This is a genomic window from Paenibacillus sp. RU5M (genome assembly GCF_900221055.1).
In the GTDB taxonomy this organism is placed as follows: domain Bacteria; phylum Bacillota; class Bacilli; order Paenibacillales; family Paenibacillaceae; genus Paenibacillus; species Paenibacillus marchantiae.
Genome location: NZ_OBQM01000003.1, coordinates 241,869 through 263,682, shown reverse-complemented (window position 1 = coordinate 263,682; position 21,814 = coordinate 241,869). Strand labels below are relative to the sequence as shown.

20 protein-coding genes are annotated in these 21,814 nt (G+C 47.4%); 10 read left to right on the top strand and 10 right to left on the bottom strand.

The features are described from left to right. Window positions 1-178: 178 nt before the first annotated feature. Together CRO25_RS11800 and CRO25_RS11795 are read right to left on the bottom strand one after the other, a co-directional pair. Window positions 179-799 carry a pyroglutamyl-peptidase I gene (locus tag CRO25_RS11800; protein ID WP_179132152.1) on the bottom strand — a complete coding sequence of 207 codons (621 nt, stop codon included), beginning with the start codon at window positions 797-799 and terminating at the stop codon, window positions 179-181. Window positions 800-820: 21 nt separating this feature from the next. Next, on the bottom strand, window positions 821-1,822 hold the full coding sequence (locus CRO25_RS11795; protein ID WP_079695104.1) for a Gfo/Idh/MocA family protein: 1,002 nt from the start codon (window positions 1,820-1,822) through the stop codon (window positions 821-823). Window positions 1,823-2,050: 228 nt separating this feature from the next. Between CRO25_RS11795 and CRO25_RS11790 the strand changes: the two genes are divergently transcribed. The 9 genes from CRO25_RS11790 to CRO25_RS11750 all read left to right on the top strand — a co-directional run bounded on the left by CRO25_RS11790 (window position 2,051) and on the right by CRO25_RS11750 (window position 12,783). Continuing rightward, window positions 2,051-2,791 carry an ATP-binding cassette domain-containing protein gene (locus CRO25_RS11790; RefSeq protein ID WP_079695103.1) on the top strand — a complete coding sequence of 247 codons (741 nt, stop codon included), beginning with the start codon at window positions 2,051-2,053 and terminating at the stop codon, window positions 2,789-2,791. Window positions 2,792-2,800: 9 nt separating this feature from the next. Further along, on the top strand, window positions 2,801-3,550 hold the full coding sequence (gene fetB, locus CRO25_RS11785) for an iron export ABC transporter permease subunit FetB (RefSeq protein ID WP_064640349.1): 750 nt from the start codon (window positions 2,801-2,803) through the stop codon (window positions 3,548-3,550). Window positions 3,551-3,583: 33 nt separating this feature from the next. Continuing rightward, a complete protein-coding gene (locus tag CRO25_RS11780) occupies window positions 3,584-5,302 on the top strand; it encodes a helix-turn-helix domain-containing protein (RefSeq protein ID WP_079695102.1) in 1,719 nt (572 codons plus the stop codon). Between the two features lie 202 nt (window positions 5,303-5,504). Then, complete coding sequence (locus tag CRO25_RS11775) at window positions 5,505-6,476, top strand: iron ABC transporter permease (RefSeq protein WP_064641087.1); 972 nt, start codon at window positions 5,505-5,507, stop codon at window positions 6,474-6,476. Between the two features lie 2 nt (window positions 6,477-6,478). Continuing rightward, window positions 6,479-7,495 carry an iron ABC transporter permease gene (locus CRO25_RS11770; protein WP_079695100.1) on the top strand — a complete coding sequence of 339 codons (1,017 nt, stop codon included), beginning with the start codon at window positions 6,479-6,481 and terminating at the stop codon, window positions 7,493-7,495. 90 nt (window positions 7,496-7,585) lie between these two features. Further along, window positions 7,586-8,533: an iron-hydroxamate ABC transporter substrate-binding protein gene (locus CRO25_RS11765; protein WP_063568242.1), complete on the top strand. Its 948-nt coding sequence runs from the start codon at window positions 7,586-7,588 to the stop codon at window positions 8,531-8,533. A 205-nt stretch (window positions 8,534-8,738) separates the two neighbouring features. Continuing rightward, window positions 8,739-9,173 carry a MarR family winged helix-turn-helix transcriptional regulator gene (locus CRO25_RS11760; RefSeq protein WP_179132150.1) on the top strand — a complete coding sequence of 145 codons (435 nt, stop codon included), beginning with the start codon at window positions 8,739-8,741 and terminating at the stop codon, window positions 9,171-9,173. 69 nt (window positions 9,174-9,242) lie between these two features. Continuing rightward, window positions 9,243-10,964 (top strand): ABC transporter ATP-binding protein, encoded by a 1,722-nt coding sequence (locus CRO25_RS11755; RefSeq protein ID WP_079695098.1) that lies wholly within the window; start codon window positions 9,243-9,245, stop codon window positions 10,962-10,964. Beyond that, window positions 10,948-12,783 carry an ABC transporter ATP-binding protein gene (locus CRO25_RS11750; RefSeq protein WP_179132148.1) on the top strand — a complete coding sequence of 612 codons (1,836 nt, stop codon included), beginning with the start codon at window positions 10,948-10,950 and terminating at the stop codon, window positions 12,781-12,783. Before CRO25_RS11755 ends, CRO25_RS11750 begins: the two co-directional genes overlap by 17 nt. A 97-nt stretch (window positions 12,784-12,880) precedes the next feature. On the opposite strand, the gene lpxA is transcribed toward CRO25_RS11750, so the two are convergent. The 5 genes from lpxA to CRO25_RS11725 all read right to left on the bottom strand — a co-directional run bounded on the left by lpxA (window position 12,881) and on the right by CRO25_RS11725 (window position 17,367). After that, complete coding sequence (gene lpxA / locus CRO25_RS11745) at window positions 12,881-13,657, bottom strand: acyl-ACP--UDP-N-acetylglucosamine O-acyltransferase (RefSeq protein WP_079695096.1); 777 nt, start codon at window positions 13,655-13,657, stop codon at window positions 12,881-12,883. After that, entirely contained in the window at window positions 13,654-14,679 is a 1,026-nt protein-coding gene (gene lpxD, locus CRO25_RS11740; protein WP_079695095.1) for a UDP-3-O-(3-hydroxymyristoyl)glucosamine N-acyltransferase, read from the bottom strand. Before lpxD ends, lpxA begins: the two co-directional genes overlap by 4 nt. Window positions 14,680-14,699: 20 nt before the next feature. Beyond that, window positions 14,700-15,182 (bottom strand): UDP-3-O-acyl-N-acetylglucosamine deacetylase, encoded by a 483-nt coding sequence (locus tag CRO25_RS11735; protein ID WP_218843442.1) that lies wholly within the window; start codon window positions 15,180-15,182, stop codon window positions 14,700-14,702. Continuing rightward, the gene (locus tag CRO25_RS11730) at window positions 15,124-15,531 is read right to left on the bottom strand and encodes a UDP-3-O-acyl-N-acetylglucosamine deacetylase (RefSeq protein WP_079695093.1); all 408 of its coding nucleotides are present in this window, start codon (window positions 15,529-15,531) and stop codon (window positions 15,124-15,126) included. Before CRO25_RS11730 ends, CRO25_RS11735 begins: the two co-directional genes overlap by 59 nt. A gap of 279 nt (window positions 15,532-15,810) precedes the next feature. Further along, window positions 15,811-17,367 (bottom strand): ATP-binding protein, encoded by a 1,557-nt coding sequence (locus tag CRO25_RS11725; RefSeq protein ID WP_256863626.1) that lies wholly within the window; start codon window positions 17,365-17,367, stop codon window positions 15,811-15,813. Between the two features lie 274 nt (window positions 17,368-17,641). Here CRO25_RS11725 and CRO25_RS11720 point away from each other — a divergent pair, with 274 nt between their 5' ends. Beyond that, window positions 17,642-17,977 (top strand): hypothetical protein, encoded by a 336-nt coding sequence (locus CRO25_RS11720; protein WP_079695092.1) that lies wholly within the window; start codon window positions 17,642-17,644, stop codon window positions 17,975-17,977. Window positions 17,978-18,040: 63 nt separating this feature from the next. Here the strand turns inward: CRO25_RS11720 and mglC are convergent, their stop codons facing one another. The 3 genes from mglC to CRO25_RS11705 form a co-directional block, all read right to left on the bottom strand. Then, the gene (gene mglC, locus CRO25_RS11715; RefSeq protein WP_079695091.1) at window positions 18,041-19,060 is read right to left on the bottom strand and encodes a galactose/methyl galactoside ABC transporter permease MglC; all 1,020 of its coding nucleotides are present in this window, start codon (window positions 19,058-19,060) and stop codon (window positions 18,041-18,043) included. A gap of 15 nt (window positions 19,061-19,075) precedes the next feature. Continuing rightward, window positions 19,076-20,581 carry a sugar ABC transporter ATP-binding protein gene (locus CRO25_RS11710; RefSeq protein WP_079695090.1) on the bottom strand — a complete coding sequence of 502 codons (1,506 nt, stop codon included), beginning with the start codon at window positions 20,579-20,581 and terminating at the stop codon, window positions 19,076-19,078. Window positions 20,582-20,655: 74 nt separating this feature from the next. Next, entirely contained in the window at window positions 20,656-21,717 is a 1,062-nt protein-coding gene (locus CRO25_RS11705; protein ID WP_063567849.1) for a galactose ABC transporter substrate-binding protein, read from the bottom strand. Window positions 21,718-21,814: the final 97 nt, after the last annotated feature.

Genomic DNA, 21,814 nt, shown 5'->3' with positions numbered 1-21,814 from the left:
TATTGACCTGCGTGTCCAAGGTGCTAACGAATCGTTAACACCTTATTAAAAGTGACTCTAATTCGTTAGATAATACAAAGGGCTGTCCTATAAAGTCATATTCATGACAATAGGACAGCCCTTCTTAATCTATTCCAACAACAAACCGAACCTATACAAAATGTTGATCCAAACTCAATTACTCCGCCACTACCGTGCGAATCATAACCCGCAGAGCATCCGTCATCATGGGAATGGGCAGCGACGACACGGAAGGCTGAAGCACAGCCATCTCCGTTGAAGCCGGAAAATGTACAAATCCGGCACGAATCGAAAGCTGTTTCAATCGGATATGATCCAGCACCCGGTACATCGTATTGTTGCAAATATACGTGCCTGCCGTATTGGACACCGCAGCCGGGATGCCTGCCGCCCCCATGTTATTCACCATCACACGAATCGGCAATGTAGAGAACAGACCATCTGGGCTTCCTTCCACTATGAGCTCGTCCACGGGATTCTGCCCTTGGTTGTCCGCATAGGAGCCAGGAGGAATATCTTTGACATTAACAGCAATCCGTTCAGGTGTAATGGCCGTCCTGCCTTTGGCTAAACCACAGGCGATGACAACATCCGGTTGATAGGATTCCATCTCTGCGATTAGCAGATCCGCACATTCATCGAAATGCACAGGCAGCAGCACTGTTTTCAGCTCCGCTCCATCTATCACTTCATGTGCAAGTGCCTCCATCAGTTCTCCCGTCGGATTCACAGCATCCCCGCCAAAAGGTTCAAATCCGGAGATTAGAATTTTCACCATCGCTTTTCCACTCCTGTCTATTTACTCGGATTTGTACCGCAGGCCCCACTGCCCACGAATCGTGTCCATCAGCTTCATGATTTCCAGGGATTCGTCCAGTTGGATCGTTCTGCTCTCCGTACGTCCTTCCAGGATGCAGCGACCTGCTTCCTCCGCTTCAAACGCATATCCAATACACGTCCGGTCATCCGTAAATTTCTCTGGCTCGTCCTGACCGTTCACATGCAGATAAGCTTCTTTGCCTGCCAGGAAAAGTGGTAAACGAATGTACCCTTCCGTACCATATATGATTGCTTCGTTACTCAGGTTAAGACGAATGGCCCCGTTCAGCGATGCAGAACGACCTTCCGAATAAGACAACAGTACGGAGAACTGTTCATCCACACCCGTCTGTCCAATGTTCGCCGTACTCCACACATGCTGAGGCTGCTCGCCAAAAATCATGGACGCGAAGGAGATCGGATATACGCCTGCATCAAGCAAAGCACCTCCACCCAGATCCGGGTTAAGCAACCTGCCTTCCGGCTCCCAGCCTACGCGGAAACCAAAGTCTGCTTTGACCAAACGTACCTCGCCGATTCTACCTTCCGCAATCCAGGCTCTGGCTTGGGTAATCGGTGGCAGAAAGCGTGTCCACATGCCTTCCATGAGAAAAAGATTGCGCTCACGCGCCTTCTCCACCAATTGCTCCAGCTGACGGGCATTCATCGTAAACGGTTTCTCACAGAGTACTGCTTTGCCCGCTTCCAGACAAGCAAGCACATTTTCCTTATGTAACGGATGAGGTGTTGCCACATAAATAATATCCACTTCAGGGTCCTGCAGCATCTCATCATATGAACCGTAAGCGCGTGCAAAACCATATTCAGCTGCAAATTTCTCTGCGCTTCCAGATGTTCGTGAACCCACCGCCGCTTTTACGGCGTTTCCGGCATGCTCCAGATCTCGTGCGAACTGGGATGCAATCCATCCCGTACCCATAATGCCCCAATTCACCTTGTCCCGTCCAACAACTTTCGTCATCGTAAAGCCTCCCCTGATATCAACATATTTTAAAAAGATCACGATCTCGATTAGGCCAACACGGAGTCTTCTTTATTTTACCAAAAAGAACCGCTTGCGTCAGACCCGTTTCATCTCTTACATTCCATGCTCTAAGTTCAATGATCTAATTGAGATTCACTCTCATTTCAATTTTTTCGTATTTTTGCTAAGATGATTGCAGATCACGGATGAAAGGACGACCCGACTTTGTCCACACTTTTAACCATTGATAAACTAGTAAAACGTATCGGTTTAACCGAGCAGCGTATTTTATTTGAACATGTGAACGCAGAAGTGGATCAGGGAGAACGTATTGCCATACTCGGTGCATCCGGCCAAGGGAAGAGCACATTGCTCCGCATTCTCGCCCTGCTGGATATTCCTGATGAAGGAGACCTGATCTGGAAAGGAATTTCTTATCGGGATTCGGACCCTCGTATCTGGCGCACACGAATGACTTATGTCGCACAGCAAGCTGTCATGCTGGCAGGCAGTGTGGAAGATAACCTGAAAACAGTGCATCTACTTCACAGGCAGCCATACGATCAGGATCTCGCCCGACGCCTGCTTGCAGGGATGGGACTGGAGAATCTTGATATTCATAAGCGGGCCATTGACCTCTCCGGTGGGGAGAAACAGCGCATAGCTCTTATTCGTTCCATGATGCTGCGTCCTGAGGTCCTGCTTCTGGATGAAGTGACTGCTTCCCTGGATCGGACCAACGCACGCCTAGTGGAGGAGCAATTGACCCGCTGGAGCCAGCAGGAAGGTACTTCGCTCGTCTGGGTTACCCATGATCAGGAACAGGCACAATCATTCAGTACAACCACCTGGTTTATGGGCAATCAGACATTGTTGGAGCGCCAGCCGACAGCTCATTTTTTTGACAATCCGGCCACGGACCTGGCCAGACAATTCATTATGCACCCTGCCCCTGCGGCAGAATAAGGAGAAATCATGTCACTCATCGCTTTGAGTTTTACCATTATATTTGTGATGGTCACCATGCTCATCTCTGTCTGGCAGAAGCTTGATCTGGAAAAGGATATTGCTATAGGCACCGTTCGTTCCGCTGTACAGCTGTTGCTTGTCGGATATGTACTTCAATTTATTTTTAACTCGGATCACCCCGTTCTTATCATTGCCATTGTCGGATTCATGATTATCGTAGCCTCTATTAATGCTGGCAAACGCGGCAAAGGACTTCGCTGGATTTCCTTATATATTGCGGCTGCAATTACGGTCACGGAGCTGCTCATGATGGGGCTGTTGTTAGGTCTGGGTATTGTAGAGCCTACTCCGCAATACATTATTCCATTGAGCGGGATGACCATCGGTAATGCCATGGTGGTGTCCGGGCTGTTCCTGAATCAGATGAAACGCGAGGTCGAATCCTCCAAAGGAGAGATTGAGTCCCTGCTTGCACTTGGCGCAACGCCAAGACGTGCTTTTCAGGACGTATTGAAACGTTCTGTAAAATCCAGCATGATCCCCACGATCGATGGCATGAAAACGGTAGGACTCGTACAGCTTCCTGGCATGATGACAGGCATGATTATTGCGGGTGCTGATCCGGTTGAGGCCGTGCGTTACCAGATTCTGATCGTGTTTGCTTTTACCAGCTCAGCCGCCATTACCAGCATTCTGCTCAGCATGATGACGTACCGACAGTGGTTCACATCGGATATGCGGCTGCGCTCGCTATGATATATCAACCTCGCGAGGAAAGGAGGTCACACCATGTTAACCCATCCAAGCACCAATAATAACGGCAATACCTCCAACACGTTGACCCAACCGGATCACCCGAAACGCACTGATGAATCCATGACACGAACGGAAATGGATGCTTTTCTTAACGATGCGCTGCTCGAATTGCGTCTGGCAGAGCTGGTTACCGTGAATACGCATTGGCAATGGAGTCAGACTGAGCTCCCTCACCATACCTTTGTCTACATGCATAAATTCACAGGCAAGCTGGTAGTGAACGGTATCGAATCCCTTGTCACACGTAAGTCCGCCTTCTTGTCTACACCAGGAACTTCTTTGGAGCTTTTCTCGGATGCGGACCATGAGATTGAATTGTATATCATTCATTTCGATCTGTTTCGGGTTGCTGAGAAAACGAAAGAACGGCGAATATATGAGCGAGAGCTTGGGTCACCTGTAACTGGGTGGATTCAGGGCCCTTACTATGGGATACAGCGAATTGCCGCACAATTAACAACAGAAGCTTCACAGACCAGCCTGAAAGTGCAGCTGCTTCTGACCGATCTGCTTCATACGCTCTGGCCGCAAGAAGGTCAGGAGCATGCGGAAGCACAGGACGAGCCTGAACACTGGCTAAGATCCACCTTGCAGTATATGCGGGAAAACTATATGAACGAAATCAAGCTGGAGAAGCTGGCCGAACTGGCAGGTATGCATCCGTCGTATTATTCACAGCTGTTTAAGAGCCGGATGCAGAAAAATCCTATCGAATATATCACTCATTTACGAATGAATCGGGCCAAGGAATTGCTCATGACTTCAGATCTGCGTATTCGTGATGTAGCCCGCCAGGTAGGCTATCGGGACGAATTCTATTTCAGCCGCCGCTTCAGGAACCATGCCGGTTATGCGCCAACTTCCTATGCCAAGCAGGTACATCGAAATATCGTCTCACTCTCCTATCCATATACCGATCACCTGATGACGCTTGGCATCACACCATGCGCAGCGCAGATTCAGGGCCACCTGCCTCATGTTCCCAAATCGTTGACGTTGCCATTCCATGCCTATGAACCGTGGGAACAAGGACGCCAGGCATTCCTTGATGTGAATCCCGACTTAATTCTGACTAAGGATAACGCAGCTGCTAAAGCGATGGAACATATCGGAGATGTCGCTCCAATCATCACCATCCCTTGGAATCAGACAGACATGTTTGGTCATTTGCAGAAAATCGCCTCTATCGTGGATCGTACTCAAGCGGCAAGGGAGTGGCTGGATCGGCATGAGCGTAAGGCGGAGCGGGCTCGCAAAAAGATCAGGGAGACGACAGGTCAAATCACCGTCGCGATCTGTACCTTAACTGCAAAAGGACCGCGCATGTACAGTAATCGCAACTTCGGTCATGTATTTTACCGAAGCCTGCAACTGTCCGCTCCTGATCGAATTCAGAAAGAACTAACAGGCAAACCTGCCGGTGTGGGATTCAACTGGATGTCTTTCACGCCTGGAGAATGGGATGGTCTCGAAGCGGATGTGCTGCTGATTGCGGTTACGTCCATGCACGAACGTACCACTCTGTTGCAGCAGATTACGGCTGATCCGTTGTGGAAAAACTATCCTGCGGTAAAAGCTGGACGTGTTCATGTCATAGACTGGAATTCATGGGTGGTATACGCTCCTTATTCCATCAACATCCAGCTCGATGAAGCGCTCTCTATGTTGACGAACAAACCAGCATTTCTGTAATCTAAAAAATGTCCATCTCTATAATCTTAATTTATGCCATGTACGGGCCTGAATTAAGATTTTATAATGTTCACTAATTGATAATGATAATCAATAACAACAGCAATGCGTTGTTGGTACCAAAGGAGTGACCCGCATTCAACATCCGGGACTGTCACAACGTCCGTCCAAATCACGAAAATCCGCAGTGACGGTTGGGCTGATGTTTTTGGCGGCCATTGCCGCACTGCTGCTTAGTATGTTTGTCGCCATTTCTCTTGGTGCCAAGGGGCTGACACTGGAAACCGTATGGACTGCCATATTTCAGTACAACCCGGCTTTGACGCCGCATCAGATTATTCACGAGCTACGGCTGCCACGTGTCATTGCTGCTGCTGTCATTGGCGCAGCCTTTGCTGTGGCCGGAGCGCTCATGCAGGGAATCACACGTAATCCGCTGGCAGACACCGGCATTCTGGGGATCAATGCAGGCGCTACTTTTGTCGTGGCGCTCAGCTTCGCCTTCTGGCCAGGATTGCCTTATGGCTGGATTATGTTCCTGTCATTTGTAGGGGCTGTGCTTGGCACGCTGCTCATTTTCCTGCTGGGCATGGCGGCACCCGGAGGACTGACGTCCATCAGGCTTACCGTTGCGGGTGCCGTTATTGCAGCCATGCTGAGTTCGCTTAGCACCGGTGTCGCCATATATTTTGACTTGAGCCAGGATTTGGCCTTCTGGTATGCGGGTGGTTTCGGGGGAATTGAATGGCGGCATCTGAAGCTGATTCTGCCTGTTCTGCTCGTTACTCTGGTGCTCACTTTGCCTATGGCCCGTCGGATATCTCTCATGTCGCTTGGAGAAGAAGTTGCGATTAATCTCGGAATCAACCTCCGCTGGACCAGACTGTTTGCCTTGACGGCGGTTGTTGTGCTGGCTGGCGTATCCGTTTCTGCTGTAGGCTCGATCGGCTTTGTTGGACTGGTCATACCACATATTTCTCGCAAATTGGTTGGCGTGGATTATCGACTCATCATTCCGATGTCCTCCCTGCTCGGAGCCGTCTTGCTGGTGCTCGCCGATCTGGGATCACGCATTGTGAACCCGCCTCAAGAACTGGCTGTAGGCATTATGGTTGCCTTTGTCGGTGTACCTTTCTTCCTCTATCTGGCCCGTAAAGAAAGGAGGGCCCTATAGCGATGAACATCAATACACCTTCACGAGGCAAACGTTCCATAGCGGTCAGTGTTGCGCTGCTCTGTATCGCCTGTGCCGTTATCGTTATCAGCCTCAACTCGGGAACAATTCGCCTGTCTCCAATAGCCGTGCTTCACACCCTGCTTGGCTATGGCACGCCGGATGATCAGATTGTATTGTTCGACTATCGACTGCCACGCATTCTGGTTACTGTACTCGCTGGAGCGGGACTCGGTGTTGCCGGTGCTGCGCTGCAAGGCATTACACGCAATCCATTGGCCGATCCGGGCATCCTCGGCTTGCATGCAGGAGCGGCTTTTGGATTGATGGTATTCGTAAGCTTCTCCCATTCCATGAATGGTTCGGTGGCCTTGCTGATTCCGTTGTTTGCTTTTGCAGGCAGTGTTGCCGCGGCGTTGATTATCATGTTGCTATCCTATGACCGACATAACGGAGTATCCCCCATTAAGCTTATTCTGGTGGGCATTGCCGTAGCAGCCGGGTTCCATGCCCTGACGCTCTATCTGTCCCTGCGTTTGGATGAAGACACCTATTCCTTCGCCGCCCGCTGGCTGGCAGGTAGCGTCTGGGGCAGAGACTGGGTACATGTCCAGGCGCTGCTTCCATGGATTGTGCTGTGCATCTCGTACATATGGAGCCGCTCCAAAACGCTGGATGCCTTCAATCTGGGAGATGCTGCCGCGACCAGTATTGGTACACCCGTCAGATCCCAACGTGTTATTTTGCTATTGTGCACAGTAGCATTGTCTGCCGTCAGTGTGTCCATGGCTGGCGGGATCGGATTCATTGGTCTGGCGGCGCCGCATTTGGCCCGCAGACTGGTTGGCCCGATGCATCGCCATCTGATCCCAGCCGCCGGAATCATCGGCATGGTGATCCTGGTTGCTGCCGATACGGTCGGGCGAACAATATTTCAGCCCAATTCCATTCCGGCAGGTGTTGTGGTCGCGGCGATAGGCGCACCTTACTTTTTATATCTGCTGGTACGAACCAAGTAATAACTTTATCGGAACAATCCGAATAATTTCACCGGTACACCCAACATAAAAACAACATCCATGAGATGTTCAAGGAGATTGAGATTACCCATGTTAAAGAAAAACCTTATGCTCTTCATGAGCATCTGTCTGGTGCTTGTACTCGCAGCCTGCGGGAACGCCAATAATTCATCCTCTGCGTCGGAAGGTTCTACTACGGACACTTCGAACGCTACGCAGGATACCAATTCCGCTTCCGGGGATCAACGCATCGCATCCATGTCGATCCATCTGACCAATGACCTGCTGTCTCTCGGTATTACACCGGTTGGTTCGGTGATCGGCGGGGAAGCCAAAGCCTTCCTGTCCCATGTTGCTGATCGTCTTCAAAATACAACGCCGCTCGGTCCCGTTAAGGACCCGGACATGGAAGCCTTGCTTGCCCTGAAACCAGATGTCATCTATCTGGACGAAGAATTCTCCGGTGATGATATTGCCAAATTCGAGAAAATCGCCCCTGTACACGTCTTCAATCTGGATGATGGCACTTGGCGCGACCACCTGAAAGACATTGGTAAACTAGTCAACCGCGAGAAAGAAGCAGAGCAATACATTCAGGATTATGCAACTGAAACGGAAGAAGTGAAATCCCTGATTCACGATACTATCGGTGACGGCACCGTAATGGCTATCCGTGTTACCGCCAAAGAATTGCGTGTATTCAGTACACGCCGTCCAATGGGCCCGATTTTGTATGAAGATCTGGGGTTAACTCCAGCTAAAGGCATTGAGGAATTCGATTCGTCCAAACCGTATCAAGTTGTTTCACGTGAAATACTGCCGGACTTTGATGCAGATGCAATCTTCGTTGTCGTGAACTCGGATGATGAAGCTCAGAACATGTTCAAAGAACTGCAAAATAATCCGATCTGGCAAGGACTGAAGGCTGTCAAAGCAGGTCATGTCTACCCGATCGGTGCTCAACCTTGGCTGGACTATTCTTCAATCGGCAATAAAATGGCCATGGATGAAGCCAAAGAAATGTTCTCTAAGAAATAAAATAATCCTTACGCACAACATATAAAAAACACCAAAAAACCTCTCTTTGTAGATAGGAACAGAGTCAGCTAATATGCTCTCTGGCTCCATACACTCAAAGCAGAGGTTTTTTTGTATCCATTTTAAAAAATCAAAATCACTTGACGATATATCAAATGAAACTTATCATTTAGTTAGTCGACTAATTAAAAGGATGGAAGTGCTTATGAAATCAGATCGAAATGAACGGTTAATGGGACAGTTATCAGAACTCGTCAAGCTACAGCGTTACAAGATTCATGAGAAGCTTGTCAACCACCCTGAGCTATATCCTGGACAACCGCCGTTGCTATTCCAGCTCGAACGGGAAGATGGTCAGACCCAGAAACAACTGGCCGAACAGCTTCGCCGCGCCCCTGCAACGGTAACGGTAATGCTGAAACGTATGGAAAGCTCGGGTTTTATACGGCGTGAAGCTGACCCGAAGGATCTGCGCAGTCTGCGTGTCTATCTGACCGATCAAGGCCGTGCTGCGCTTAAGGAACTGAGAGAAGTATTCCAAGAGCTTGATCGCCAAGCCCAGAAAGATTTTACACCTGAAGAATCGCAGCTGATGTCAGCGCTCGCCCAGCGTATGGTTCAGAATCTGCGAGAATATTAAGTGAGATTCATCTGTCTGCATAAATTTTTGCAACATGATTATTCATATCGAATGAGGTGATTTTTCCCATTGTGGACGTTAAAACGATTTCTTACCCCGTATAAGTCAGCGGCCATTCTTGCTCCGCTGCTCATGGTCCTTGAGGTTGCTATGGACCTGCTTCAACCCAAGCTGATGTCCAGCATTGTGGATGATGGTGTTCTTGCAGGGAACCTGTCCCACATTATGACTACAGGTTTGTTTATGCTTCTTTTTGCGTTAATCGGATGGGTTGGCGGTGCAGGATGTACGCTGTTTTCAAGCAAAGCTGCCGTTGGATACGGAACCGATCTGCGCCAAGAATTGTTTGATCATATCCAGAAGTTCTCGTTCCGTAATCTGGATACCTTCCAGGAAGGCTCGCTTATTACTCGCCTGACGAGTGATATCACCCAGATGCAGACCTTTGTACAGATGCTTCTGCGTATGTTTATCCGTTCGCCGATGCTGATCATCGGCAGTATTATTATGGCGTTTACGATCAGTGTCAAATTGGCGCTCATTCTCATTTTGTCCGTGCCGATTCTGTTTATCATCTTATATATCCTGATATCCGCTTCCTATCCGCTGTTCGCCAGCGTTCAGAACAAACTCGACAAGGTGAACGCGGTTCTTCAAGAGAATCTGGCCGGCATTCGTGTCGTCAAAGCTTTTGCACGCGCACGTCAGGAGAAGAAGCGTTTCCAGCAAGCCAATGAAGACTATACCCATACGGCAGTGAAAGCTTGGCGCATCGTATCGCTGAATGCACCGGTATTAAGCCTGATGCTGAATGCGACCATTGTAGCGGTGCTGTGGTTTGGGGGCTTTCAGGTGGTAGGAGGCGATATTGCCGCCGGGGATTTGATTGCTTTTATCAACTACGTAACGGTTGTACTCTCGTCGCTCACTTCAATCGGCATGATGATGATGAGCTTCTCCCGCGCCAAGGTATCTGCAACACGCATCAACGAGGTGCTTCACACCCAGCCTGATATTCAATCGGGAGATGATATGTCTCGTAAAGGAGCAGGTCAGGTGGAATTCAAGGACGTATATTTCCGCTATGATGGAGAACATACCCTCTCCGGAATTACACTGACGGCTCGGCCGGGAGAAAAAGTGGCCCTGCTCGGATCTACAGGATCAGGCAAAACCTCACTTGTACAGCTGATCCCCCGCTTGTATGATGCCTCACAGGGTGAAGTGCTCGTGAATGGAGTGAACGTGCGTAACTGGGATCTCCAGGATCTTCGCAGCCGTGTGTCCATTGTATTACAGGAATCCATCCTGTTCAGTGGCAGCATCCGGGATAACATCTGCTTCGGCAGACCTGATGCAACGGAAGCTGAACTACGTGCCGCATCTCAAGCGGCGGCGGCTGATGATTTTATTATGAATCTGAAAGATGGATATGACACGGAGTTGGGCCAGCGCGGGGTCAATCTCTCAGGTGGGCAGAAACAGCGTATTTCTATCGCCCGTGCCCTACTTATGCAACCGGAGGTTCTAATTCTGGACGACAGCACCAGTGCCGTCGATCTGCGTACCGAAGCAAGTATTCAGAAGGCGCTGCATTCACTAATGAGAAATAGTACCACCTTCTTGATTGCACAACGGATCTCTTCTGTAAAGGATGCAGACTGTATTTACGTGCTTGATGAAGGAGAAATCGTGGCAAGTGGTACACATACACATCTCATGGCCCATTCATCACATTACCAATCCATCTATTATTCGCAGCAACGGAAGGAGGATGTTCAATTTGGCTAAAAACGCTTCTTCCTCCATCCATCAGACCGTTGTCCCACCGATGATCGGAAGACCTGGGCCACCCGGCCGAGGTCCGGTTCCCAAAGTAAGAGCCAAGAACGCACGGCACGCGATCATCCGAGTATGGTCATACATGGGACGTCATCGAAAAGGGGTTATCACTGCTCTGGTACTGACGGCTCTTGGAACGTTACTTAATCTGGCAGGACCTTATCTGCTCGGCCGTGCGGTCAATGAACATATCGTTCCCAAAATTACGGACGGTCTGCTGAAAGACTGCATGTTATTGCTGACCGTATACGTCCTCGGCTCGTTCATGATGTGGGCTCAATCCTATGTCATGATCGGTGTTTCCCAACTGACCGTAAAAGATCTGCGCCATGCTCTGTTTTCACGGCTGCAACAGCTGCCGATCAGCTTTTTTGACAAAAATCAGAGCGGTGATCTGATGAGCCGGGCTACCAATGATATCGATAACGTGTCCACGACGCTGAATCAAAGTGTAACCCAACTGATGTCCAGCGCCATCTTGCTGGTTGGCTCCCTGTCGATTATGCTAGCCCTGGATGTCCGACTGACACTGCTCAGTCTGGTGACGGTTCCACTGATTACGATCGCCACTCGGCTGATCGCTTCAAGAACACGCAAACATTTTACCGCCCAGCAAAAGTTGCTTGGTGAGCTTAATGGCTACGCTCAGGAAACCATTGCTGGACAAAAGGTGGTTGCAGCCTATAATCGTCAGGAGCAGGCACAAAAACATTTTCAGAATTTGAACGAAAAGCTTCGCACTTCCAGTACCCAAGCTCAGAGCGTATCGGGTCTGGTCGGGCCAACGATGAATGTCATGAACAATATCGGCTTTGCCATACTGGCAGCCGTAGGTGGATGGATGTCTTATCATGATCTGACGTCCATCGGGCTGATTGTAAGTTTCCTTGCTTACTCCCGCCAGATTGAGCGGCCCATCAATGATTTGGCGAACCAGTACAACCTGATTCAGGCAGCTATTGCAGGTGCCGAGCGCGTATTCCACATTATTGATACACCAAGTGAATACGTGGAAGAACAGAAGAAACAACTGCAGCAGATTCAGGGGAAAGTTGTATTTGAAGATGTATCCTTTGGGTATAACTCCGAGAGGGAAATCCTGAAAAAGGTCAGCTTCACCGCCAAGCCAGGCGAGATGATTGCACTTGTCGGACCGACTGGAGCGGGTAAAACGACCATTATCAACCTGCTGCCCCGTTTTTACGAGATTACGGGCGGCCGGATTACCATTGATGGCTGTGACATCTCCGAACTGGAGAAAGACCAGCTAAGGCGCGAACTTGGCATTGTGTTACAAGACGCCTATCTATTCTCCGGCACCATTCGTGACAATATTGCCTACGGCAAACCGGATGCAACGGACGAACAGATCCAGCAAGCGGCGAAGTTGGCAAATGCCCACTCCTTCATCCGCAAATTATCGCAGGGTTACGATACCCCGATCATTTCCGGTGGCAGCAATCTGAGTCAGGGACAGCGACAACTGTTAACCATCGCTCGTGCCATTCTCGCTGATCCTGCGATTCTTATTCTGGATGAAGCGACCAGCAGCATCGATACACGCACCGAAATGCAGATTCAGGAAGCGATGCGCACCTTGATGAAGGATCGCACCAGCTTTGTCATTGCCCACAGGTTAAGCACGATTCGTGAGGCCGATCAGATTCTCGTCATTGATGACGGCAAAATTGCCGAACGAGGCAGCCATGATGAGTTGATGCAACAGCAAGGTTTCTATTATCAGTTACATCAGGGACAGCTTACCTGATTGGGTTCGTGTTTATTGATAATTAAAACAAAGAAACACAAACAAAAACGCCGCTTTAGGTTCCGCTTCATTCCGGACCTTTGCGGCGTTTTCCATTTTATCGCTTCATTCGTACAATTCCGCGTGTAGATTTATATAGAAAATTCAATGTGTGTTCTTTAAATTCAGAAGGAGGTAAGTTGTTTATTTCTTCAATAGATTGATCAAGAGTTCGCTTTTGGCGAAATAAAATGGTATTAATCTTTTTTATCGTGCTTATTTCTTCATTTGAAAATCCATTTCTTCTTAGACCAACGGTATTGATTCCATGTATGTACGAACGCGGACCATCTGCTAAAGAATATGGAACGATATCTTGTGAAACTTTACTTCCCGCTCCAATCATTGCAAACCTTCCTATGTTACATGATTGGTGTACACCTGAACCACAACCAAAAGTGATATAGTCTTCAATATTAACATGTCCGCCAATCTGCACATTATTGACGATGACGTTGTGATCTCCCATCAATACATCATGTGCGATATGAGCATAATTCATAATAAAGTTGTTACTTCCTACTCTCGTGAAACAATCTCCTTTTGATGTGCCTTTACATATGGTGACATACTCTCTCACGGTATTATTATCTCCAATAATGAGATACGATTCTTCGCCTTGATAACTTTTATCTTGTGGATCTGAACCGATAATGGCACCATGTGAAATATAGTTATCCCCCCCCAATATCGTGTTAGCCCCTATGATAACGTGACTTCCAATCCTACACCCGCTACCTATTTTTGAATTTTCTTCAATAATACTGAAGGGTCCGACTTCGACATTTTCTCCAATTACTGCTGTAGGATGAATAATGGCTGACTGATGTATCATTTAGCACCTTCCTTTGTTTTGGAAAGTTGATCAAGTTTTTCATTTAGTTTTTTTATCGTTTGGGGGAGTCTGGAAAGTGCAGCGGATTCTCGTAGTTGTCTCTTATGTGAACGAGCCGTATACCCCGACACCATTGAGTTCGCGGGCATGTTTTTAGTAACCATGGTTTTAGCTAAAACAACGCAGCTATCTCCAATAGTAATATTATTAATTACCGCACTCCCGCCAGCCATTATGACACGATTACCTATTTTTGATGAGCCCCCAATTGCACTTGTACCTGCGATAATGCAGTGCTCACCAATTTGAACATTATGGCCAATTTGAATAAGGTTGTCCATTTTGGTCCCTTTACCAATGGTTGTTGAATCAATCGTTCCGCGATCAATAGTGGTGTTTGCGCCAATTTCAACATCATCAAAAATAATGACATTTCCGATATGCGGTATTTTAACTTGTTTTTGACCATCCCATTCAAAACCAAAGCCGTCAGCGCCAATCACTGCGCCTGAGTGAATAATGACATTATCTCCGATGAAAGTATCCTGTAGAACAGTGACATTAGGGTGGATCAAGCAATTCGTTCCAATGGTCACGTTTTTTCCAATAAATGAATGCGCAGAAATGACAGAATGATCCCCAATAGACACATCTTCTTTGATTACCGCGAATTCGTCGATCTGCACATTGTAGCCTAACGTTACCGAAGGCTGAATTGCTTCTGATGATACTACACCATTACTTTTGATTTTCTCACTAAACATTTCAATTAAACAAATAAAATCGAGTCTGGGATTTTTCACCTTAATAACAGGTACTTTAAATTCTATTATTGTCGTTTCTGGCACAATGAACGCTGAAGCATTACATTTATCTAATTTATTTAGATTTTTATCCGTTACAAAAGCAATTTCTCCCTCTTTAGCAGCATGAATTGAACCTACGCCTGTTATAACGACATTGCCATCACCTATTAGAATCCCATTTAACTGTTCAGAAATTTCATTTAAATTACATGGCATGATATCGTCTCCTTTTGTATTTAGATTAGATTATTTAATAATTCTCTAGCAAAAAGAGTGTTCAAATAATGAGAGGTTCCCGATCCTATGATTTTTGCATGAAAAGGAGGATTCAAAGCTAAATCGCCAATAAGATCCAGCAGCTTATGACGAGATAATTCATCATGAAAACGTAAATTGGGATAAATTTTCTTTTCACCAATAACTATTCCATGCTCTAAAGAAGCTCCTTGAATTAAACCTTTGCTTTTTAAGTACATTATTTCTTCTTCAAAACAAAATGTTCTAGCTGGTGCAATATCCGTTAAGTAATTGTTTTCTATAATATTAAAATTGGAAGTTTGATCTGAGAGGTAGGCAATTTTGTGTTCATTTTTAAAACACACGCAATAGGAGATCATTGAAGAGGGATGAGCTTCAAGAAAAGAATTACCGTGCTCAACTCTAATTTTTTTTTTGTAAATGAAGATATGTTTTTTTAATTTTTTGCTGCAGATGGCCAACTTCTGAAATCTTTGCTGCAATACCGGTAGAGCTGCCATCAAAAATGGGTAATTCTTCACCATTAACATCAATAATCACGTTATCGATACCCATCCCTCGAACAGCAGACAGCGTATGTTCAACCATAGATACAGCGTATCCATGGTTGTTTTTAAGCTGTGTGCAACGTTCCGTATTGGATACATTACCGATTTTAGCTTCAATAATTTCATATGGATCTATATCCACTCTTCTAAAAATAATACCCGTGTTTGGTTGTGCAGAATGCAGAGTAATCTCTGACAAATTCCCATTATGTATAGCAATACCGTCTAATGTAAAACTATTACGAATCGTTTTTTGGTACATAGCATCGCCCCCTTTGACATAATTCTCACATTCGGATCCTATTTACATGTATTATATCGATTATGATTATCTGATGTTGTCGATATTTGGAGGCTCGTCAAATTCACACGGATATGTAGCTGAGAATAAAATGATCCGCAAGTACGCTGAAAAAAGCGTCACCGCGCAGAGTAGCATAAAAGAAACCTTAGCACGTTATCCGAGCTAAGGTTTCTAACCGAACCATTTTTTTAACTGTCTACTTGACGGGGAGTAGTTCAGCGTTTTTGTTTATTGGAATTATGCCCCCATAGGTAAATGAAGGGTGAATGTAGAGCCAATCCCCATTTCACTATGAACGGTAATTTTGCCATGATGATCCTGAGCGATTTTCTGACAAAGAGCCAGTCCAAGTCCGGTACCTTCTTCCTTGGTCGTATAAAACGGATTAAAGATCGTCGCCAGAGAGTTCTCTGGAATGCCGCTGCCCGTGTCGGTAATCGAGATAAGTGCTTTATCTCCATCATGTAACAGATCAATATGCACCTCACCAGGGTCTTCCATAGCTTCAAAAGCATTACGGATCAGGTTGATTAGAACCTGTACGATCTTGTCCCGATCCATAATAACCACGACTGGCTCCCCAGTCATTTCAAGTGTAATTCGGTGGCCCCGTGATGCTGCATCCGACTCGGTTAACGACATGACACGTTCGAGACAATGCCCTACTCGTTCAGGTTTCATGTGATTGGTGTGTGGTTTGGAAAATTGTAAAAACTCAGCCGTTAGCTCTGTTACACGCGTGATCTCCCCCATGATGACTTCATACCATGGTGCGATATTGAAGGCCTGCCCCCGTGAAAGCTGCAGGAAACCTCGAATCGCAGTCAGGGGGTTGCGAATTTCATGAGCCATGCCCGCGGCCAGTTCACCAACAGCCCGAAGTCTTTCGGAACGAAAGACCTCCTCTTCGTTTTTCAACCATTTATTGCGCTGCTGCTGGAATAACCTGTCCTCCGCCACCGTAATAAAGTGCTGCAACGTCTCAGACATTCCCGGATACAGGGAAATGCTGTAGTTCACCTGCAACCCCCGTAACTCCCCTGACAGCAGTGACGACATGCGTTCTTCAATATTTTGTATTTCAGGCAAAATGACGGCATAGCGATCTCCTGCATAGCGGGATATACCGTATGCATCCGAAAACTGTGTCGTAATAATTTCGCCTGTATTTCCTATTACGCTGCACCAGTTGTCTTCGACCTCTTTGTCAAACCCGTTGAAATTCTGAATATTCAGGATAATCAGTAGAAAGGAGCGGTGCTCCTCCACCGTTTTATTAAGAGCATCCATGTACCCTTCATAATTCAGCAACCCCGTGAGTGGGTCATGGAGGGTGAGGAATTGAATTTTCTCCCGTAGCCTGCGCTTCTCTGCCTCGCTGTTAATCAAGGTATGATATAAAAATATAATGACAATCACAGTTAACATGTCAAACAGGGATACCAGCAAAGCATATGTATCAATCGGTACATAGGAAAGCCGAATCACTGTATATTCGAGCACAATTAGCATCGAAATGGGTAACGTCTGGGTAACACGTTGTTTATCTTGAATCATCGACATGATGAGCAGGTAATACAGTATATTGCACCAGTTCAGTTCACTGAAATAGTGGAATATACCAAGAAAGAGCCAATGGATATTACGCAGTGCAGGATAACGTTTCTCCCCATATATACTTGCTACAAATAACACACCAGCACATATCATTAACGCGAGATGGGGAGTAAGCCCTAGAAAATAAGAGGACAGGATAACAAGCAGACATCCCAGCGGGAAAATAAGCATTTTCATCGTGTAACTTAGCAAAAGGCCTCGCCCCCTTTGACATTTTACTCACATCAATACCTCAATTACATGTATTATATCGATTATGTTTAGCTAATGTTGTCGATTAGTGGAAGCTTGTCAAATTCACATGAATGTATAAATTTATAATTAAAATAGGACAAACGGTTTATAGGAAAACGGAGATTGCGAAACTATCATACATCACATTGATCAATACTGTGTTACAATACATTAATGGATTTATTTAGGATAAAACCTTGGTTATGGAGGGATAAGCATGATACAACAAAGAAAACCTTTGGGCATCGGGACACTTTCTTTGCTGGTGCTCGCAATGGGGTTGGCCTTTAATTTTTCATGGGGCACAGAAAAGGTACAGATTAGCCACTATTTGTTTAATCTACTGAACTTGCCTATCTATAGTAATGGAGACCAGGGACTTCACCTTCCCTTCGTGGCGGCGGCAATCTTCTGGATACCTGCTGTAATTATCGCTAGCAAGTATCGTTCGCACTATGGTACAAAGGTAGCCTTTAACGTAGCCGCGTTTATGCTGCTTCTATGCATCGTTGGTCCTGTGGTTAATATGGTGGACAGGTTTGTAAATTCATAAAATAAAGAAGCCAGCACTCTTGTCATTCCAGAGTGCTGGCTTCTTTGATTCAATACTACACTTCTATTTTTTCGCCATATATTTGCGGATATCAAATGCCACAGCAGCCACAATAATCAACCCTTTAATAATCAGCTGCCAGTAAGGACTTACACCGATAAAGGTCAGACCATAGTTGATGACTCCAAAGATCAGCACCCCTGCCATTACACCGGGCACCGTACCAATACCACCCGCTGTGGAGACGCCCCCCACTACACAGGCCGCAATAGCATCCAACTCATACATATTGCCGTAATTGTTCGTTGCCCCGCCCGTACGGGCGGCTTCCAGTACACCGCCCAGTCCATACAGTGCACCTGCAATGGCATACAACGCAATCAGGTTGCGTGCCACATGAATGCCGGACACATGCGCAGCCTGAATATTGCCACCGATGGCATACATATTCTTCCCAAGGCGGGTCTTGTTGAAGACGACCCAACAGATCAGCGCAACCGCTACAGCAATCAATACGATATACGGAATGGAATAACCACCACCAAGATCAATGTAACCAGATCCAATAACGGTAAAATCAGATCTCAATCCACCAATCGGTTGTGACTGATTGGGCTCTGTATCAAAGTAAATCGAGTTCAGACCATATACCGCAACCATCGTACCCAGTGTCGCGATAAAGGGTGGAACATGTAATTTGGCTACTATGATACCATTCACCAGTCCTACTGCCAGTCCGGCAATAATCCCGAAGACCATGGGCGCCCACACCCATAAATGTGGCAGATCGGGAAAGAACCGATTGGCATATTCGTCGATTTGCAGCATCGATGCGGATACAACAGCCGTTAGACCAACGACCCGTCCTGCCGACAAATCGACCCCGCCCGTTACCAGGATAAACGCCGCCCCCAGCGCAATGATGGCCCGTGTGGAGGACTGTTGTAATATATCCCGCAGTGTAGAGAAAGCAAGAAAGTGCGGATCGGCAATGGCAATGCCAATGACGAGCAGGATCAGCACAATAAAGATCGCGCGCTGCGCCACATACTGCTTCACCTGATTGATAACTTGTGTATTCATGTATTTCCCTCCTGACTAAGCCATCCGCTGCTGTGCGGCCAGCCTCATGATATCCTGCTCTGTTGCCTCAGCACCGTCGACGATTCCGGTAAGCCGCCCTTCGCTCATGACCATGATTCGATCCGACATGCCCAGCAGTTCGGGCATCTCCGAGCTGATCATAATAATGCTTTTGCCCTGGCGGGCCAGTTCCGTAATAATGGTGTAGATTTCAAATTTCGCGCCCACATCAATCCCACGTGTCGGTTCATCGAGCAGTAGAATTTCAGGGTCAGTCAACAGCCATCTAGCCAGAAGTACCTTCTGTTGATTACCACCAGACAGGTTGCGAATTAGCGTGTTAACTGAAGGCGTTTTAGTTCTAAACTTCAGAGTCTGCTCACGTGCCTCATCTCGGCCTTTCTTCTCATCCAGCAGACCAATCCGATTCCGGTAACGTCCGAGACTCGCGATAATCGTATTTTCATACACAGACAACACTGGAAAAATTCCTGTGACTCTTCGCTCCTCGGTCAGCAGGGCAATGTTATGACGCTTTGCTGCGGCAGGTGACTTGATCTTCACCTTGCGCCCATGAATGGAGATCGTCCCTGAAGCAAGCCCGCGTAAGCCAAAAAGTGACTCAATCAATTCCGTCCGCTGTGCCCCAACAAGGCCGCCAATTCCAAGAACTTCGCCTTTCCTCAATTCAAACGTCACATCACGGAACGAATTCGGCTGGCTGGAGGTTAAGCCTTCTGCCTTCAAAATCACTTCTCCAGGTACGTTCGTCCGTTCCGGGAACCGTTCATCCAGATCACGTCCAACCATGCGGGTAATGATCAGATCGGTCGTTAAATCAGCAGCATCCCAGGTACCCACTACAAAACCATCCCGCATAATCGTGACCTCATCCGAGATCGTCAGAATTTCCTCCATCTTGTGCGAAATGTAGATAATAGACACCCCGCGACTGCGCAGCTGATTAATAATGGCGAAGAGCTGGTCTACTTCCTTGCCCGTGAGCGAGGAAGTTGGCTCATCCATCACGATAACTTTAGATTGGAAAGAGACCGCTTTGGCAATTTCCATCGACTGTATTTTGGAAACGGATAAAGTTACCGCCTGAGCCTTGGGATCAATGTCCAGATTCAGGTCCTTGAACAAGGCTAGTGTATCAGCGTACATTCGTTTCTCATCCACCAACAACCCCCTCATCGGAAACCGCCCCAGCCAGATGTTCTCCATCACCGGACGGTATGGCACCGGGTTCAGTTCCTGATGAATCATCGATATGCCATGTTGAAGCGCCGCTTTCGAACTCGGAATTTCCACCTGATTGCCGTCCATCCGAATCGTTCCTTCATCCGGGCGATACATACCGAATAGACATTTCATCAGCGTGGATTTGCCCGCACCATTCTCTCCCATCAGCGCATGAACCGTACCCGGCTTTACCTTCAATGTGACCTGGCTTAGTGCCTGCACACCCGGAAATGCTTTGGATATTCCGTCCATCTCAAGCAGGTAAGGTGATTCCATCTTTCATCCTCCCCTTCCGTAAACCCGGCAAAAAAAGGACGCCATCTCATGACGGACGTCCCTGTTTGCTGCTGTTATTGGGCGTCGGCAATGTTGTCTTTCGTAATTTTTTTGTAGGCAATCCAGACGTATTTGCCATCCGTAATGTCATAACCCGTGTTTTCCTTCGTTGGCGTCTCACCCTTCGCAAGTACGGAAGCCAGTGCAACCGTAGCTGCGCCCTGGTTCTTGGCATCGTTCAACACCGTGCCCAGCATCGTTCCGTCCTGAAGGGCCTGAATGGCCGGAGCCGTTGCATCGACGCCGACAACCGGCATCGTTTTGCCGTCTTTGAAGTATCCCGCTGCTTTCAACGCTTCAATGGCTCCAAGTGCCATGTCATCATTGTTAGCCAATACCGCTTCAATTTTGTCTCCGTGGGAGGCAAGGAACGCCTGCATTTTCTCCTGTCCTTTGACCCGATCCCACATCGCGGTGTCTTCCGCCAATGCTTCCACTTCAATTCCGGCATCCTGGATGGCCTGAACTGAATATTTGGTACGCAGCTCAGCATCCTGGTGGCCTGGCTCGCCTTTCAGCATGACGTACTGCAGTTTACCATCACCGTTTTTATCTGCTTCCGGGTGGGCCTTCCAGTAGTCCACAATGAGCTGACCGGAGATCGTGCCGGACTCTTCCGCCTTGGCTCCAACGTAATACACTTTATCCCACTTGTTCATGTCTTCAGCAACCGGCTCACGGTTCAGAAAGACAACTGGAATGCTGGCCGCTTTGGCTTTGTCAATAATGACACCTGCTGCGGTCCGGTCAACCGGATTCACAGCCATTGCGTTGTATTTCTTGGATACAAACAGATCGACTTTCTCATTCTGGGTCGGCTGTGCGTTCTGGCTATCCACGATATCGAGTGTGGCTTTGCCTTCCGCTGCTGCGGTCATTGCATTCCGCACACCCGTCATGAACGTGTCATCGAACTTATAGATCGCCACGCCAATCTTAGGCGTTTCCGTCCCTGCCGCCGTCTTGCCTCCTGTATCTGTTCCTGTACTTCCGCCTGCGCTGTCTCCGCCACTGCTGCACCCCGCCGCCGCAACCATACACGCTGTAAGCAACAATGTCATCCACGTTTTCTTCATATCCTAATGACCTCCCCCAAGTTCATTCGGCTTTACCGATGTCTTTATTATGAAAGGGTTTACAATAAATTCGAATACAATATCTTCCTCTGTTTTA

Excerpts from the sequence above, each read along its gene's own strand:
- CRO25_RS11760 (WP_179132150.1), top strand. The coding sequence starts at position 8,739 with ATGAAATCAGATCGAAATGAACGGTTAATGGGACAGTTATCAGAACTC.
- mglC (WP_079695091.1), bottom strand. The coding sequence starts at position 19,060 with ATGAATACACAAGTTATCAATCAGGTGAAGCAGTATGTGGCGCAGCGC.
- CRO25_RS11775 (WP_064641087.1), top strand. The coding sequence starts at position 5,505 with ATGTTTTTGGCGGCCATTGCCGCACTGCTGCTTAGTATGTTTGTCGCC.
- CRO25_RS11705 (WP_063567849.1), bottom strand. The coding sequence starts at position 21,717 with ATGAAGAAAACGTGGATGACATTGTTGCTTACAGCGTGTATGGTTGCG.
- CRO25_RS11725 (WP_256863626.1), bottom strand. The coding sequence starts at position 17,367 with ATGAAAATGCTTATTTTCCCGCTGGGATGTCTGCTTGTTATCCTGTCC.
- CRO25_RS11770 (WP_079695100.1), top strand. The coding sequence starts at position 6,479 with ATGAACATCAATACACCTTCACGAGGCAAACGTTCCATAGCGGTCAGT.
- CRO25_RS11730 (WP_079695093.1), bottom strand. The coding sequence starts at position 15,531 with ATGTACCAAAAAACGATTCGTAATAGTTTTACATTAGACGGTATTGCT.
- CRO25_RS11710 (WP_079695090.1), bottom strand. The coding sequence starts at position 20,581 with ATGGAATCACCTTACCTGCTTGAGATGGACGGAATATCCAAAGCATTT.
- fetB (WP_064640349.1), top strand. The coding sequence starts at position 2,801 with ATGTCACTCATCGCTTTGAGTTTTACCATTATATTTGTGATGGTCACC.
- CRO25_RS11750 (WP_179132148.1), top strand. The coding sequence starts at position 10,948 with ATGTTCAATTTGGCTAAAAACGCTTCTTCCTCCATCCATCAGACCGTT.
- lpxA (WP_079695096.1), bottom strand. The coding sequence starts at position 13,657 with ATGATACATCAGTCAGCCATTATTCATCCTACAGCAGTAATTGGAGAA.
- lpxD (WP_079695095.1), bottom strand. The coding sequence starts at position 14,679 with ATGCCATGTAATTTAAATGAAATTTCTGAACAGTTAAATGGGATTCTA.
- CRO25_RS11765 (WP_063568242.1), top strand. The coding sequence starts at position 7,586 with ATGTTAAAGAAAAACCTTATGCTCTTCATGAGCATCTGTCTGGTGCTT.
- CRO25_RS11780 (WP_079695102.1), top strand. The coding sequence starts at position 3,584 with ATGTTAACCCATCCAAGCACCAATAATAACGGCAATACCTCCAACACG.
- CRO25_RS11720 (WP_079695092.1), top strand. The coding sequence starts at position 17,642 with ATGATACAACAAAGAAAACCTTTGGGCATCGGGACACTTTCTTTGCTG.
- CRO25_RS11795 (WP_079695104.1), bottom strand. The coding sequence starts at position 1,822 with ATGACGAAAGTTGTTGGACGGGACAAGGTGAATTGGGGCATTATGGGT.
- CRO25_RS11800 (WP_179132152.1), bottom strand. The coding sequence starts at position 799 with ATGGTGAAAATTCTAATCTCCGGATTTGAACCTTTTGGCGGGGATGCT.